Here is a 16,367-nt window from a genome sequence, read left to right on the forward strand (position 1 = left end):
GGTATTTTTTAACGGAATTTGCGGACTTTCTGCGAAATATGTTCCAGTTCCTCTTTTGAAAGCTCCGGGAGCCGTTCCAGCTTATCCATGAACATAGCAAGTGTTTCTTTTTGCTGCATTTCAACCAGTTGTGTGTAGAAGTTTACGACAACACCTGTGACGATCGCAACGACAAAAATAGTGTAAATCGTGAGCAGGACGGAACAGATCTTTCCAATCAGTGTGACGGTAACAATGTCTCCAAATCCGGCGGTAGAGATGACGGCGTAACAATACCACAGCGCATCACCATAGCGGTGGATATCCGGTTCGACAAGCCGGATAACGGCGGCATCGGCCAGGAGGAAGAGGACAAAACCTAAAAGAATATGATCTGCCCGTGTACGTTTTAAAATTCCCCATAAGATTCTGAGTTTTTTCATAATCTGCTTCTCCTTGTATCCGTGTAAAAACTGATTTAAGTATATCATGAAATGCGTAAAAGTGTTCGGCATTTTTGATAATAAAATAAAAGTAATAAAAAAGCATAGAACAAACATTCGATTTAGTTCTGTACTTTTTTTCTCCTGAATGATATACTATACAAGTAACAATACTAAAAATACAACTACTATTTCTAAAATATCACCGCCAGACAGAGCGGCTTAGGAGAAATCATATGGATCATTTTGAATTAGTATCACAATACAAGCCGACTGGTGACCAGCCGCAGGCAATCGAGGATCTGGTCAAAGGCTTTAAAGAAGGAAATCAGTGCCAGACACTGCTTGGTGTCACCGGATCTGGTAAGACATTTACGATGGCGAATGTTATTCAGCAGATCAATAAACCGACGCTTGTCATTGCGCATAATAAGACTCTGGCTGCGCAGCTATATGGAGAATTTAAAGAGTTTTTCCCGAATAACGCAGTGGAATATTTTGTCTCCTACTACGATTACTACCAGCCGGAGGCTTATGTCCCATCCTCAGACACCTATATTGCGAAGGATTCCTCCGTAAATGAAGAGATTGATAAGCTGAGGTTATCGGCAACGGCAGCATTGATCGAGCGCAGGGATGTGATCGTAATTGCCAGCGTTTCCTGCATCTATGGTCTTGGTGAACCGGAAAACTTTGAACAGATGATGGTATCGCTCCGACCGGGGATGGAGAAGGACAGAGATGAAGTCTTGCGCCAGCTGATAGATATTCAATATGACAGAAATGATATGGATTTCAAGCGGGGAACATTCCGTGTACGAGGCGATACTGTAGAAGTTGTACCGGCAGACCGGGGCGATACGGCTATTCGGGTGGAATTTTTCGGAGATGAGATTGACCGGATTTCAGAGATAGACATGCTTACCGGAGAGATTAAAAATACATTGAATCATATTGCAATATTTCCGGCCTCCCATTATGTTGTACCAAAGGAGCGTATGGAGAAAGCAATTAAAAATATCGAGATTGAACTGGAAGAACAGGTAAAATATTTCAAAGAAGAAGGGAAACTTCTGGAAGCACAGAGAATTGCGGAACGAACGAATTTTGATATAGAAATGATGCGTGAGACCGGATTCTGTTCAGGGATTGAGAACTACTCCAGGCATCTGGCAGGACTTGCTCCGGGGCAGCCGCCGAATACATTGATGGATTATTTCCCGGATGATTTTATCATAATGATCGATGAGTCGCACAAGACGGTTCCGCAGATTGGCGGTATGTATCACGGCGATCAGTCGAGAAAGCGTACACTGGTAGAGTATGGATTCCGTCTGCCATCGGCACTGGACAACCGTCCGCTTAGTTTTGAGGAATTTGAAAATAAGATCGATCAGGTCATGTTCGTGTCTGCAACACCGGGGAAATATGAAGAAGAGCATGAACTTTTAAGAGCCGAGCAGGTGATCCGGCCGACCGGACTTCTGGATCCGGAAGTAGAAGTGCGGCCGGTAGAAGGACAGATCGATGATCTGATCGGAGAAGTGAATAAAGAGATTGCCAATAAACACAAAATACTGATAACAACGCTGACCAAGCGTATGGCAGAAGATCTTACCGACTATATGCGTGAGCTGGGAATCCGCGTGCGCTATCTGCATTCGGATATTGACACGCTGGAACGTACAGAGATCGTGAGAGATATGCGCCTGGACGTATTCGATGTTCTGGTCGGCATTAATCTTCTGCGGGAAGGACTGGATATTCCGGAGATCACATTGGTTGCGATCCTGGATGCGGATAAAGAAGGATTTTTGCGTTCCGAGACGTCTCTGATCCAGACGATCGGCCGTGCGGCCCGTAATGCAGAAGGGCATGTTATCATGTACGCAGATACGATCACAGATTCCATGCGTGCAGCACTGGATGAGACGCAGAGAAGACGTGAAGTGCAGATGGCATATAATGAAGAACATGGTATTACACCGAAGACGATCCAGAAAGCAGTCAGAGATCTGATCTCAGTATCCCGGAAAGTGGCGGCTTCTGAATTACAGATGGAAAAAGATCCGGAATCCATGAGTGAGAAAGAATTAGAGAAGCTGATCAAAGAGCTGGAGAAGCAGATGAAGAAAGCTGCGGCAGATCTGAATTTTGAGGCGGCAGCAGAACTCAGGGATAAGTTAATAGAGCTTAAGAAGACATTGCAGGAAATAAAGATATAGAAAAAGGAGATCATAGACTTACATGCCACAGGAAAAAGATTCAAGACAATATATCAAGATCAGAGGAGCAAATGAACACAATCTGAAGAATGTAGACGTAGACATACCAAGAGACAAACTGGTGGTATTGACCGGTCTTAGCGGATCAGGAAAATCATCACTGGCATTTGATACAATTTATGCGGAAGGACAGAGAAGATATATGGAATCATTGTCTTCTTATGCCAGACAGTTCCTGGGACAGATGGAAAAACCGGATGTAGAAAGTATAGAAGGATTGTCTCCGGCTATTTCCATTGATCAGAAATCTACGAACCGCAATCCAAGATCTACCGTAGGAACGGTAACGGAAATCTATGATTATTTCCGGTTATTATATGCAAGAGCAGGAATTCCGCATTGTCCGAAATGTGGGCGCGAGATTAAGAAACAGACGGTTGATCAGATGGTAGAACAGGTGATGGCATTTCCGGAAAGAACCAAGATACAGCTGCTGGCACCGGTCGTAAGAGGCAGAAAGGGAACCCATGTAAAATTACTGGAGCGTGCCAGAAAGAGCGGATATGTCCGAGTCAGGATCGATGACAATATGTACGAACTGTCGGAAGAGATCAAGCTGGATAAGAACATCAAGCACAATATAGAGATTGTTGTAGACCGTCTGGTAGTAAAAGAGGGGATTGAACAGCGTCTGACCGATTCCATTGAAAATGTACTGAATCTTGCGGAAGGACTGATGACCGTGGATGTAATCGGCGGGGAACCGGTCCAGTTCAGCGAAAGCTTCTCATGTCCTGACTGCGGAATCAGTATTGAAGAGATCGAACCGAGAAGCTTTTCGTTCAACAATCCGTTCGGCGCATGTCCGGAGTGCTTTGGACTGGGATACAAGATGGAATTTGACGAAGACCTGATGATTCCGGATAAACGTCTCAGTATCAGTGAAGGTGCGATCACTGTTATGGGATGGCAGTCCTGCACGGATAAGAAGAGCTTCACGTATGCGATCCTAGATGCGTTGAGCAAAGAATATGGCTTTTCATTAGATACACCGTTTGAGGACTATCCGAAGGAAGTCCATGATGTCCTGATCCATGGGACAAACGGTAAAGAAGTGAAAGTATATTATAAGGGGCAGCGCGGAGAAGGAGTCTATGATGTGGCATTCGAAGGTCTGATCCGCAATGTAGAGCGCCGTTACCGGGAGACTTCGTCGGAAACGATGAAAGCAGAATACGAAGAGTTTATGAATATCACACCGTGTTCTGCGTGCAAAGGCCAGCGCCTGAAGCCGGGAGCACTTGCTGTGACGGTAGGAGATAAAAATATTTCCGAACTGACAGGAATGTCAATTGAAAAACTGCAGACCTTTTTAAAAGAACTGAAACTTTCGAACCAGCAATTGCTGATCGGCGGACAGATTTTAAAGGAGATCAATTCCAGAATCCAGTTTCTGATGGATGTCGGACTTAATTATCTGACACTTGGAAGATCGACCGGAACACTTTCAGGAGGAGAGGCACAGAGAATCCGTCTGGCAACACAGATCGGTTCCGGACTCGTAGGTGTGGCATATATTCTGGATGAACCAAGTATCGGACTGCATCAGAGAGACAATGATAAATTGCTTGGAACTTTAAAACATCTGCGGGATCTCGGGAACTCCGTGATCGTGGTTGAGCATGATGAGGATACTATGAGAGAATCGGACTTTATCGTGGATATCGGACCGGGAGCAGGAGAACATGGCGGTGAAGTAGTTGCAACCGGAAATGCGGAAGAGATCATGCAGAATGAAAATTCTGTAACCGGAGCCTATCTGAGCGGGCGTATCCGGATCCCGGTTCCGGAAGTAAGAAGAAAACCAACCGGATGGCTGAAAGTACTCGGAGCACAGGAAAATAACTTGAAGAACATAGATGTGAAGTTTCCGCTTGGCGTGATGACCTGTGTTACCGGTGTGTCCGGTTCGGGAAAAAGCTCACTTGTGAACCAGATCCTCTATAAACGTCTGGCAAGAGACCTGAACCGTGCAAGGACCATTCCGGGCAGACACAAAGGCATCGAGGGACTGGAACAGCTGGACAAGGTGATCAATATCGACCAGTCTCCGATCGGGCGGACTCCGAGATCCAATCCGGCAACCTATACCGGAGTATTTGACCTGATCAGGGATCTGTTCGCGGCAACACCAGATGCAAAAGCAAGAGGCTATAAAAAAGGAAGATTCAGTTTTAACGTCAAAGGAGGACGATGTGAGGCCTGCAGCGGAGATGGAATCATCAAGATCGAGATGCATTTCCTGCCGGATGTCTATGTTCCATGTGAAGTATGTAAGGGAAGACGTTACAACAGAGAGACACTGGAAGTGAAATACAAAGGAAAGAATATCTATGATGTTCTGGACATGACCGTAGAAGAAGCAATGCATTTCTTTGAAAATGTACCAAGTATCCGCAGAAAGATGGAGACCTTGTATGATGTCGGGCTTTCTTATATCCGTCTGGGACAGCCGTCTACGACTCTGTCCGGCGGAGAAGCCCAGCGTATCAAGCTGGCAACAGAGCTGAGTAAGAGAAGTACGGGAAAGACAATCTATATTCTGGACGAGCCGACGACGGGACTGCATTTTGCCGATGTGCATAAGTTGACAGAGATTCTCCACAGATTGACAGAAGATGGGAATACAGTCATTGTGATCGAGCACAATCTGGATGTGATAAAGACCGCAGATTACATCATCGATATCGGTCCGGAAGGCGGTGACAAAGGCGGAACCGTGATCGCAGAGGGAACACCGGAAGAAGTTGCGGAAAGTCCGGTATCCTATACGGGAAAGTATATAAAACCAATGCTAGAACGGTAGAAATATGACATTTTGTTCAATGCATCGTCCAGATTCGTCATATTGTAATATTTATGTAAAAAGGTTCATAAAGATTTAAGCAAAATGGGTCTTTTTATTTTAAATGATTTTGATTATAATGGGAACATGCTCAAAAATAGCATGTGATATAATCATATCTCACCAAAGATAGGAATATAGACAGCTTGATGAAGGGAGAATTGGGAATGTCAGTAGATCTTGGAATTGATTTGGGAACCGCCAGCGTACTGGTGTATGTAAAAGGAAAGGGTGTTATTTTAAAAGAGCCTTCTGTTGTAGCGTATGACAGAGATACGAATGCAATCAAGGCGATCGGAGAAGAAGCAAGACTGATGCTTGGAAGAACTCCGGGAAATATTGTGGCAGTCAGACCTTTGAGACAGGGCGTGATATCAGACTATACAGTAACAGAAAAAATGATCAAATATTTCGTGCAGAAAACACTTGGAAAGCGTACATTCAAGAAGCCGAGAATCAGTATCTGTGTACCAAGCGGGGTTACAGAAGTGGAACGCAAGGCAGTGGAGGAAGCAACTTATGCAGCAGGAGCAAGAGAGGTACATCTGATCGAAGAACCGGTTGCGGCAGCAATCGGTGCGGGAATCGATATCTCAAAGCCGTGTGGCAATATGATCGTTGACATCGGCGGAGGTACATCCGATATTGCCGTCATCTCACTTGGCGGAACGGTTGTAAATACATCCTTAAAGATTGCCGGAGATGATTTCGACGAGGCGATCGTCCGCTATATGCGAAAAAAACATAATCTTCTGATCGGTGAAAGAACAGCGGAAGATATTAAAATCAAGATTGGTACAACCTATCCAATGATCGAAGATGAGACGCTGGAAGTCAGAGGAAGAAACCTGGTAACAGGACTTCCGAAGACGGTAACGGTAACTTCGACAGAGACAGAAGAAGCACTCCGGGAGACAACGGGACAGATCGTAGAAGCTGTTATCAGCGTGCTGGAGAGAACACCACCGGAGCTTTCCGCAGATATCCTTGACAGAGGGATTATGCTGACCGGAGGCGGATCTATGTTACGTGGTATGGAAGAACTGATCGAGGAAAAGACAGGCATCAACACGATGACGGCGGATGATCCGATGAAGGTTGTTGCCATCGGAACCGGAGAATACGTAGAGTTCATGGGTGACAGAAAAGGAATCTAGATTCAGATAGGAATCCGGGTGAGTGAAATCGAATGGAAGAAATAAAAGGATACGTAGAACATATTGTTTACCGAAATGAAGACAACGGGTACACGGTATTCCATCTGAATAATTCAGATGGAGAAGTGACCTGTGTCGGAAGTTTTCATTATATTGAAGAAGGTGAACTGTTAAGACTGAAAGGAGGCTATACAACGCATAAGATGTATGGCCTTCAGTTCGCTGTGGAGAAATCGGAGATATGTGAGCCGGAAGATCTGGTATCCATCGAACGGTATCTGGGTTCCGGTGCGATCAAAGGAGTCGGAGCTTCTCTGGCGGGAAAGATAGTGAAAAAATTCAAAGAAGATACCTTCCGGATCATCGAAGAGGAGCCGGAACGACTGGCAGAGATCAAAGGAATCAGTGAACGGAAAGCAAGAGAGATCGCTTCACAGGTAGAAGAGAAGAAGGATATGCGGCAGGCAATGATCTATCTGCAGAAATTCGGCATTTCTACAACACTGGCAGCAAAGATCTATCAGCATTACGGACGTAATGTCTACCGCACGATAGAGGAGAATCCGTATCATCTGGCAGACCATGTGCCGGGAGTGGGATTTAAGACTGCCGATGAGATTGCAATGAAGATTGGCATACACACAGATTCTGATTTCCGGATCCGCAGCGGAATCTTTTATACCTTACAACAGAGTGTGAATGAAGGACACGTCTATCTGTATCAGGACGTGTTGCTGAAAGAGACGGGAGACCTTCTTGGAGTACAGATACAAGATATGGAAAAGTATCTTATGGATCTTATGATGGAAAAGAAGATCGTCATGAAGCAGTCAGAGCAGGGGGTGAGAGTGTATACTTCCCATTATTATTATATGGAGTTGAATACTGCGAAGATGCTGCATGATCTGAATCTTGATTTTGAAGCAGCTGATGTGACACTTCTTCACAGGATCAATCAGATTGAAAAGAACACAGAACTGTATCTAGACGAGATGCAGAAAGATGCAGTAATGGAAGCAGTCAGGCATGGTCTGATGATACTGACCGGAGGACCGGGTACCGGTAAGACAACGACCATCAATGCGATGATTCATTTCTTCGAAAGCGAAGGACTGGACATCTATCTGGCAGCACCGACAGGGAGAGCGGCAAAGCGTATGACGGAAGCAACCGGATGCGAGGCACAGACGATTCACCGGCTGTTGGAAGTGTCCGGCAATCCGGATGATGAGACAGTTGGTGGTTTCCAGCGCAATGCAGAGAATCCGCTGGAAGCAGATGTGATCATCATAGACGAGATGTCAATGGTAGATCTGCCGTTGATGTATGCACTTTTGAATGCGATCGTGCCGGGAACTCGTGTGATCCTGGTGGGAGATGTGAACCAGCTTCCGAGTGTAGGGCCGGGAAGCGTACTGAAAGACATTATTTCATCCGGATGTTTTCCGGTGGTAAAGCTTACGAAGATATTCCGGCAGGCAGGCGAAAGTGATATTATTGTCAATGCCCACAAGATCAATCGGGGTGAACCGGTTGTGCTGGATAACAAAAGCATGGATTTCTTCTTCCTGAAACGTGATGATACGAATATGATCATCAGTAATATCATCACACTGATCCAGAAGAAACTTCCCAAATTCGTATCTGCATCAGAAGCAGACATTCAGGTTCTGACGCCGATGCGAAAGGGCCTGCTCGGAGTGGAACGGATCAATAAGATCCTGCAGGAATATCTGAATCCGCCGAAGCCTGGCAAACAGGAAAAAGAATATGGAGATCATCTGTTCCGTGAGGGGGATAAGGTGATGCAGATCAAGAATAATTACCAGCTTGAGTGGGAGATCACCACCCGGTACGGAATGACGATCGATAAAGGGATCGGTGTATTTAACGGGGATATGGGGATCATCAAAAAGATCAATACATATGAAGAGACCGTGACGGTCGAATATGATGAAAAGAAGCAGGTAAAATATCCATACAATCTGCTGGATGAACTGGAACTGGCTTATGCGATCACAATCCATAAAGCGCAGGGAAGCGAATATCCTGCAGTCATTATCCCTTTGTTACAGGGACCAAGACAGCTTTATTATAGAAATCTGCTCTATACGGCTGTCACAAGAGCGAGAAAATGTGTGACGGTGATCGGAAGTGAAAGCGTATTCCAGGAGATGATACAAAACACAAACCAGCAGAACCGCAATACGAGTCTTGCAGAGCGAATCCGTGAATTTAATGAATAAAAGTATCATACAAGATATCAAAGAAAATATAATTGTTCTGTTTTGGCCGGAAACCTGTCCATTCTGTCAGAAAGTCTGTAAAGAGGGCATCTGTACAGAATGCAGGGAAAGGCTGGAATTCTTAAGAATCAGAGAACCAAGGTGTATGCAATGCGGCAAGCAGATCCGTAGTATGGAAAAGGAATACTGTTATGACTGTATGCATACACATCATTATTATGAGCAGGGATTAAGCTTATGGAATCATAAAGCTCCTGTGAATCAATCTATCTATCAGTTCAAATACCACAATCAGAGAAGATACGGGGAACTGTACAGTCAGGAACTCGTGAAAAATTTTCAGAAAGAAATCCGGCGATGGAACCCGGATGTGATCATACCGGTCCCGCTGCACCGGGCGAGACGTAGAAAACGGGGTTATAATCAGGCACAGATTCTTGCGGAAAACCTGGGAAGGATGCTGTGCATTCCGGTGGACAGTAAAAGCCTGGCAAGAAGAAAGAAGACCAGTCCGCAGAAGAAACTTGGACATAATGAGAGAAAAAAGAACCTGAAAAATGCATTTGCGGTAACACCGGCATTTCGCCCTGTCCGGAAGGTTCTGCTGGTGGATGACATATATACGACCGGCAATACATTGGATGCGGCGGCAAAAGCATTAAAGGAAAAAGGCGTGGAGAAGGTTTATTTTTTAACTATAAGTATTGGACAAGGGTACTGATATTTGTTATACTTAAAATGATGTTTTTATGGAATTAATATCATGTTGAGGTGGATATATGTTAGATGAGAGAAAAGTAAAATTAATGACAAAGCTTGCTCTCTATGAAGAGACTTATGGAAAAGAAGATTTTAAGATCAGTTCCTATTATAGAAAAGATTATGCAAGCCTGCACGTTATATATGCATTTCTGAGCGTATCAGTCGGTTATGTGTGTCTGGTGGCGCTGCTTTTACTGGCCGGTGTGGAGGATATAATGAGTAATATGTCGAATGGTCTGATCCTGTTCCTTTTTCTGATCATTCTGGCAGGCTATGTGGGTGTGGTGATCGTATATTGCGGAATTGCCAGTCACATTTATAATGAGAAACACAAAAAGGCAAGGAAAAGAGTGAAAAAGTATAATCATAATCTGATTCAACTGCTGAAAATGTATGAAAAGGAGAAAAGATAGATGGACAATATATATGTAATACGTGAAAGAATAGAAGCGGTTTATGGGAAGCATTCCAAGTCATTTGATAAAGCCTTTCAGTTCATACTGGCAATGATAACATTTACAATGATCAATCAGAATACAGGATTTATGAAATCACTTTCCTCACCGGTGATCTCTCTGGGGCTGGCTGTGGTTGCTACTTTCCTTCCACCTGCGGTTATGGTGGTGCTTGCAACGATACTGCTGCTTGCACATACACTGGCAGCGTCCATAGGCATATTCGCAGTGTTTGCACTGATCTTCCTGATCATGTATATATTTTATATCAGACTGGCACCGAAGATGGCATTTGTTGTGCTTCTGACACCGATTGCATTTGCACTTAAGATACCGTTTGTGGTACCGGTTGCATGTGCGTTGATCTATACACCGGTAAGTCTTGTACCGATGGGATGTGGAACTGTTGTATATTATATGATGGAATATCTTAAGAAAATAAGTGCGGCATCTAAGACGTCTGGAAGTAAGGCAATGCTTGCCGAGATCAGCACATACGTACAGAAAGTGTTCCAAAATAAAGAAATGTGGCTCTACATAGTTGCATTTATCATTGGATTTTTTATCATTTATACCATTCGCAGACAGGAACTGGATCATGCCTGGAAGATTGGGATTATTGCGGGAGCAATTGCCAATGTGGTCGTAACGGCAATGGGAAGTATTGCACTGGGCGTAAACACCTCCTATGGTCCGCTGATCATAGGAAATATTGTGGCAGCCGTTGCAGGACTTGTGCTGGAATTATTCCTGTTCTCGGTAGATTATGCAAGAAGTGAACGTCTGCAGTTTGAAGACGATGAATATTATTACTATGTAAAAGCAATACCGAAGGTTGCCATGACAACGCCGGAGAAGACTGTGAAGAAGATCAATGAACGTCAGGAGACGGAGATCATCGATGCAGAAGCGGTAAAACGTTTGTCGCAGGATACGGCGGAAGAAGAGACAAAAGCCATCGATCTGGAAGTACATGCGGGACATGGACAGAAAAGAGAAACAGAACGGAAGCCGTCATATGGTGATGCAGACTATAGAAGTCCGGCACAGATCCGGGCAAGTCAGGCAAGAAAGCATTCGCCGAAGAGAGGACCGGCACCGAAGAAACATGACATGAAAGATGTAGATAAGATGCTTCTGACACAGAGTCTGGAAAATGAATTTCATGCAGGCAACCGCAGAAAAAGATAGAAAGACAGAAAAAATCATTAAAAACCATGCAGGGAGGTGAGAGGAATGGGACAGACAATTGCAGATTTTATTGATAAATATGGAATTGGACTTTATATTCCGAGAGTGCATATCACAGATATCATAGAAGTTCTGATCCTCACTTTTCTAATCTATCAGATCATCATATGGATAAAGAATACGAAAGCATGGATGCTGCTCAGAGGAATCATTGTACTTGCGGGCTTTATTCTTCTCGCAGCTATATTCAAGATGCATACGATCCTGTTCATCGCGAGAAATTCACTGACGGTCATGGCTACAGCGGCAATTGTAGTATTTCAGCCGGAACTGCGGAGGGCATTGGAAAAGCTTGGAGAGAAGCAATTCCTGACATCAGTTGTTCCTTTTGAACAGAACCGGGAGATACGTTTCAGTGAAGAAACAAGAGAGGATATTATCCGTGCATGCTTTGCCATGGGAAAAGTCAAGACAGGGGCTCTGATTGTCGTAGAACAGGCAATACGGCTTACGGAATATGAAAGCACCGGAATCCAGATGGACTGTCTGGTATCAAGTCAGGTGCTGATCAATATCTTCGAACATAATACACCGCTTCATGATGGTGCGATCATCGTAAGAGGTGACAGGATCGTCTCGGCAACCTGCTATCTTCCCCTCTCGGATAATATGGGGATCAGCAAGGATCTGGGCACCAGACACCGTGCGGCAGTAGGAATGAGCGAAGTCAGTGATGCACTGGTCATTACGGTATCAGAAGAGACAGGAGCTGTGTCAGTCGCACAGGGAGGAGAGCTTACAAGAAGTATCAATGAAGCAGAACTTCGTGTGAAGCTGGAAGAGGTACAGCATAAGAGCAGTGAAACCAACAGAATAAAGGCAATGTGGAAAGGATGGCGGAAGCATGCGAAAAAGAATAACTAACAATCTTGCGCTGAAAATACTGGCTTTCCTGATTGCGGCATTCTTATGGCTGGTTGTAGTGAATATCGATGATCCGGTGGATGACAAGACATTTTCCAATATCCCGGTGCAGGTAACGCATGAAGAAGTGATTACAGACAATAATAATACGTATCAGATCGTGGATAACACACAGGAGATTAATGTAACAGTTACAGCACAGCGGTCAGTACTGGATAAGATCAGGGCAGAGGATATTGTTGCGACAGCGAACATGAAAGAACTGACGCTTCGTACACAGGTGCCGATTGAAGTAACGGTCAAAGGATATACAGGAAAATATGAAAAGGCAACGGCAAATCCAAGAAATCTGCAGATCCAGATCGATGAGGAAGCAAAGAATAATTTCCCAATCACACCGACAACAACAGGAACGGTAAGAAACGGATATGAAGTGGGAAGCCTGAAAGCACTTCCAGAAAAAGTAACACTTCGCGGACCGAAGAGAATCATTAACAATATTGCAAAAGTAACAGCAGAAGCAAATGTATCCGGATTATCCGAAGATGAGACGGTAGAAGCAAAACTGGTACTGTATGATGCAAATAATAACGTGATCGACCAGACACTTCTTGCAAACAACCTTGGAAAAGAAGGAGTTAGTGTTGAAGTAGAACTGCTTCAGGTAAAAAGTGTGCCGCTTAAAGTGGATACATCAGAGGTGTCGGCAGCAGAAGGGTATAAACTTGGCAAGATCACGGTAGAACCGCAGGAAGTGGAAGTGACAGGTGATAAGAGTACGCTTGCAGAGATATCAGAGATCGATATTCCACCGAGTGCCCTGAAATTGGAAGAACTGACACAGAGAACGGAGCAGACCATTGACATCTCATCTTATCTTCCGAGCGGTGTGTCCCTTGCGGAAGAGAATGCGAATAAGGTGGTAATATCCATCCAGGTACAACAGCCGGGAACAAAGAGCTTTGAGATATCGACAGGATCGATCATCCTGGAGAATATAGCGGACGGACTGAGCATCAATTACGGATCTAACGTTGATCTGGAGATACAGGTGAAGGGACCGAATGATGTGCTGAATCTGTTCTCACCTGCGAAGAAAGTCAGCATTGATCTTAAGAATTATACAGAGCCTGGTACATATACCGTTCCGGTGTCTGTCGAACTGCCGGATGGCTGCAAGCTTGTGAATGAAGTGAATGTGGAGATCACGCTTGAAAACTCAAAGCAGAGCAGTAAAACACAGGGGGAAAGCCAGAACAACAGTCAGACAAAGACAGATGAAAACAATCAGAACGACCAGAGCGAATAACAGACAGAAATGGGGAGAATACATTATGATCAGACAGAAAGTTACAATAACAAATCCGACGGGACTACATCTCAGACCTGCAGGGATGTTCTGTAACATAGCAAGCAGATACAAATGCAAAGTAGAATTCATGTATAACGATGACACTGCAGCAAATGCGAAAAGTGTATTGAGTGTCCTTGGAGCATGCGTGAAATCGGGAGATGAAATCGAGCTTATCTGCGACGGGGAAGATGAAGAAGAGGCCATGAAAGCAATGATGGATGCGGTCGAGAGCGGGCTTGGAGAGTAAGAAAAAGTAATAAGGAAATATGACAGGCGGCTTGTGTGTGACATGAGCCGTTTGTTGTATGAAATAAATAAAATTTGGCTGAAGAAAGGGAAAACATATGAAGGACAAGATTAAAAATATGCTGGATATTACATTTTGGAAATTTATCATGGTTGGAGTTATAAATACATTAGTAGGAACAGGAGTAATGTTTGCGGCATACAATTTACTGCATCTGAGCTACTGGGTATCTTCTGCATCGAATTATGTGGTGGGAAGTATCGTGAGTTATTTCCTGAATAAATACTTTACGTTCCAGAATAAAGAAAGATCCTGGAAGCAACTGGGGATGTTCGTGATAAATATTACAATATGTTATCTGTTGGCATATGGGATGGCAAAGCCGGTTGTGTCATGGATCCTTCATAATCAGAGTAAGAGTGTGCAGGAGAACCTGTCTATGTTGGTTGGAATGGGCGCATTTGTAGTATTTAATTATATTGGACAGAGGTTGGTTGTGTTTAAGAAATAATTTACGTAAAGTGTGAAAAAATGATAAAATTTTAATGATTTTGGTTGTAACACTTGTGAAAATTATATATAATATTTTCCGTCTAAATACGAAAAATTAAGTGAAAAGAGAAGAATAATGAAGAAAAAACATAAGATAATCTTAGGTGTAGGGCTGGTTTTAAGCACCATACTGGCGTTGTTAGCATCACTTCTTGCATTTAGTGCAAAATGGATGTTTAAAACATGGACAAATCTGACAATGGATGAACTGGTATATCATCTTACAGCACCTTTAGAGGGTACAAATACCGATATGATCAAGGACTATTGTAATGAATGTGCAGTTCCGGTGATATTGATTTTGGGATGTATTCTTTTTGCAATAGCAGCGAATAGAAAGCATACAGGAATCTTGAAGAAAATTGCTATAGTATGTTCCGCAGGAGCTGTTGCAGTGACAGGAATTACAGTAGGTGTAACATGGAATGGATTAGATGTTTCGAATTATATGAAGGGGCAGAGTACATATTCTACATTTATCGATGATAATTATGTAGATCCGTCAAGTGTAAATATTACATTTCCAGAGCAGAAGCGTAATTTGATATATATTTTTTTGGAATCAATGGAAATGACATATGCAGACAAAGAAAACGGTGGTGCATTTAAACAAAATGTAATTCCGGAGCTGACACAGCTTGCACAGGAAAATGAGGATTTTTCAGGAAAAAGCAATAAATTGAACGGCGGCTATTCCATGCCGGGGACGACTTGGACAATGGGAGCGATGTTTGGGCAAACATCGGGATTGCCGTTGAATACCTCGATTGATGGAAATGGTATGGATACACAGGGTTCATTTTTTCCGGGAATAACAACGTTGGGAGATATTCTTCAAAACGAAGGATATTCACAGACACTTTTAATCGGTTCAGAAGCAACATTCGGTGGACGAAAATTATATTTTACAGATCATGGTCAATATGACATCATGGATTACGATTATGCACATGATAATGGTTTGATTCCGGAAGATTATAAAGTCTGGTGGGGATATGAAGATGAAAAATTATTCGGATTTGCAAAAGAAAAGTTATTAGAACTGTCTCAGCAGGATAATCCGTTTAATCTTACGATGTTGACAGTGGACACACATTTTGAAGATGGATATGTATGTGATATATGTCCGGATACATTCGGAGATAATCAGTATGCGAATGTAATGGCTTGTTCAAGCAGACAAGTAAAAGAATTTGTTGACTGGGTACAGCAGCAGGATTTTGCTGCAGATACAACGATCGTCATATCAGGAGATCATCCAACGATGGACAGTGACTTTTGTGAGGATGTGGATAAGGATTACGAAAGACGGGTCTACACCACATATATTAATGCCGGAGCAGAGAAACAAACTAATGAGAAAAGAAATTATACGACCTTTGATAATTTTCCGACAACACTTGCTGCAATGGGAGTTGAGATAGAGGGTGATCGTCTGGGACTTGGAACGAATTTATATTCGACACAACAGACTTTAACAGAGCGGTTTGGAATCGAAAAAGAAGAAAAAGAATTGAAAAGAAAGTCTAAATTATTGAATCAGATGGCACAGATAGATAAGAAAAAATATGAAGAAGAGATAGCTGCGCAGACGGATCCGATAGCGAAGGCTAAGGCAGGAAAATATAATGCTGAAACAAAAGAAATTCCAATTACAGTAAAAAAAGTAAAGTATGCGGATAAGGGAATACAGTCTATTATGGCAGCTGTGTGGAAGTATGATGATCAGAGTGATCTTCAATGGGTGCCATTGGCAATGTATGATGGAAATAAGTGGAAAGGTAACATCGATATAGGAGGGTACGATTCATCGGAAGGAGTGTATAATATTCATATATATCTTGTTGATGGAAATGGTGATTTGTACAATATTGCTCAGACAACAAAAAATATATCAAATTAGTATACAGAAATAATGAATTAATAC

13 protein-coding genes are annotated in these 16,367 nt (G+C 43.3%); 12 read left to right on the top strand and 1 reads right to left on the bottom strand.

Annotation, left to right across the window (positions count from 1 at the left end; genetic code table 11):
* Nucleotides 1-8 precede the first annotated feature (8 nt).
* Nucleotides 9-422, bottom strand: a complete 414-nt coding sequence (locus GT508_RS01050) for a potassium channel family protein (protein WP_055281460.1) — start codon at nt 420-422, stop codon at nt 9-11.
* 236 nt (nt 423-658) lie between these two features.
* On the opposite strand from GT508_RS01050, the gene uvrB reads away from it, so the two are divergent.
* From uvrB to GT508_RS01110, 12 genes are all read left to right on the top strand, one after another.
* Nucleotides 659-2,647 (top strand): excinuclease ABC subunit UvrB, encoded by a 1,989-nt coding sequence (gene uvrB / locus GT508_RS01055; protein WP_161143386.1) that lies wholly within the window; start codon nt 659-661, stop codon nt 2,645-2,647.
* A 22-nt stretch (nt 2,648-2,669) separates the two neighbouring features.
* The gene (uvrA, locus tag GT508_RS01060) at nt 2,670-5,513 is read left to right on the top strand and encodes an excinuclease ABC subunit UvrA (protein WP_161143387.1); all 2,844 of its coding nucleotides are present in this window, start codon (nt 2,670-2,672) and stop codon (nt 5,511-5,513) included.
* Between the two features lie 206 nt (nt 5,514-5,719).
* Nucleotides 5,720-6,709 (top strand): rod shape-determining protein, encoded by a 990-nt coding sequence (locus tag GT508_RS01065; RefSeq protein WP_028087432.1) that lies wholly within the window; start codon nt 5,720-5,722, stop codon nt 6,707-6,709.
* Between the two features lie 32 nt (nt 6,710-6,741).
* Nucleotides 6,742-8,955, top strand: coding sequence for an SF1B family DNA helicase RecD2 (recD2, locus tag GT508_RS01070; protein WP_161143388.1), 2,214 nt, complete (start codon nt 6,742-6,744; stop codon nt 8,953-8,955).
* On the top strand, nt 8,948-9,676 hold the full coding sequence (locus tag GT508_RS01075; protein ID WP_161143421.1) for a ComF family protein: 729 nt from the start codon (nt 8,948-8,950) through the stop codon (nt 9,674-9,676). The genes recD2 and GT508_RS01075 overlap by 8 nt, the downstream gene beginning before the upstream one ends.
* Before the next feature lie 58 nt (nt 9,677-9,734).
* The gene (locus GT508_RS01080; protein ID WP_028087429.1) at nt 9,735-10,130 is read left to right on the top strand and encodes a hypothetical protein; all 396 of its coding nucleotides are present in this window, start codon (nt 9,735-9,737) and stop codon (nt 10,128-10,130) included.
* On the top strand, nt 10,131-11,363 hold the full coding sequence (locus GT508_RS01085; RefSeq protein WP_161143389.1) for a DUF1097 domain-containing protein: 1,233 nt from the start codon (nt 10,131-10,133) through the stop codon (nt 11,361-11,363). It begins immediately after the preceding gene.
* A gap of 45 nt (nt 11,364-11,408) precedes the next feature.
* On the top strand, nt 11,409-12,287 hold the full coding sequence (cdaA, locus tag GT508_RS01090; protein ID WP_117597166.1) for a diadenylate cyclase CdaA: 879 nt from the start codon (nt 11,409-11,411) through the stop codon (nt 12,285-12,287).
* Nucleotides 12,268-13,596, top strand: coding sequence for a CdaR family protein (locus GT508_RS01095; protein WP_161143390.1), 1,329 nt, complete (start codon nt 12,268-12,270; stop codon nt 13,594-13,596). The genes cdaA and GT508_RS01095 overlap by 20 nt, the downstream gene beginning before the upstream one ends.
* Nucleotides 13,597-13,621: 25 nt before the next feature.
* On the top strand, nt 13,622-13,888 hold the full coding sequence (locus GT508_RS01100; RefSeq protein WP_055281752.1) for an HPr family phosphocarrier protein: 267 nt from the start codon (nt 13,622-13,624) through the stop codon (nt 13,886-13,888).
* Between the two features lie 97 nt (nt 13,889-13,985).
* Nucleotides 13,986-14,399, top strand: coding sequence for a GtrA family protein (locus tag GT508_RS01105; protein WP_161143391.1), 414 nt, complete (start codon nt 13,986-13,988; stop codon nt 14,397-14,399).
* A 117-nt stretch (nt 14,400-14,516) separates the two neighbouring features.
* A complete protein-coding gene (locus GT508_RS01110) occupies nt 14,517-16,343 on the top strand; it encodes a sulfatase-like hydrolase/transferase (RefSeq protein ID WP_161143392.1) in 1,827 nt (608 codons plus the stop codon).
* Nucleotides 16,344-16,367 lie beyond the last annotated feature (24 nt).

The sequence above is a fragment of the Dorea sp. BIOML-A1 genome, assembly GCF_009875615.1.
Classification (GTDB): domain Bacteria; phylum Bacillota; class Clostridia; order Lachnospirales; family Lachnospiraceae; genus Dorea_A; species Dorea_A amylophila.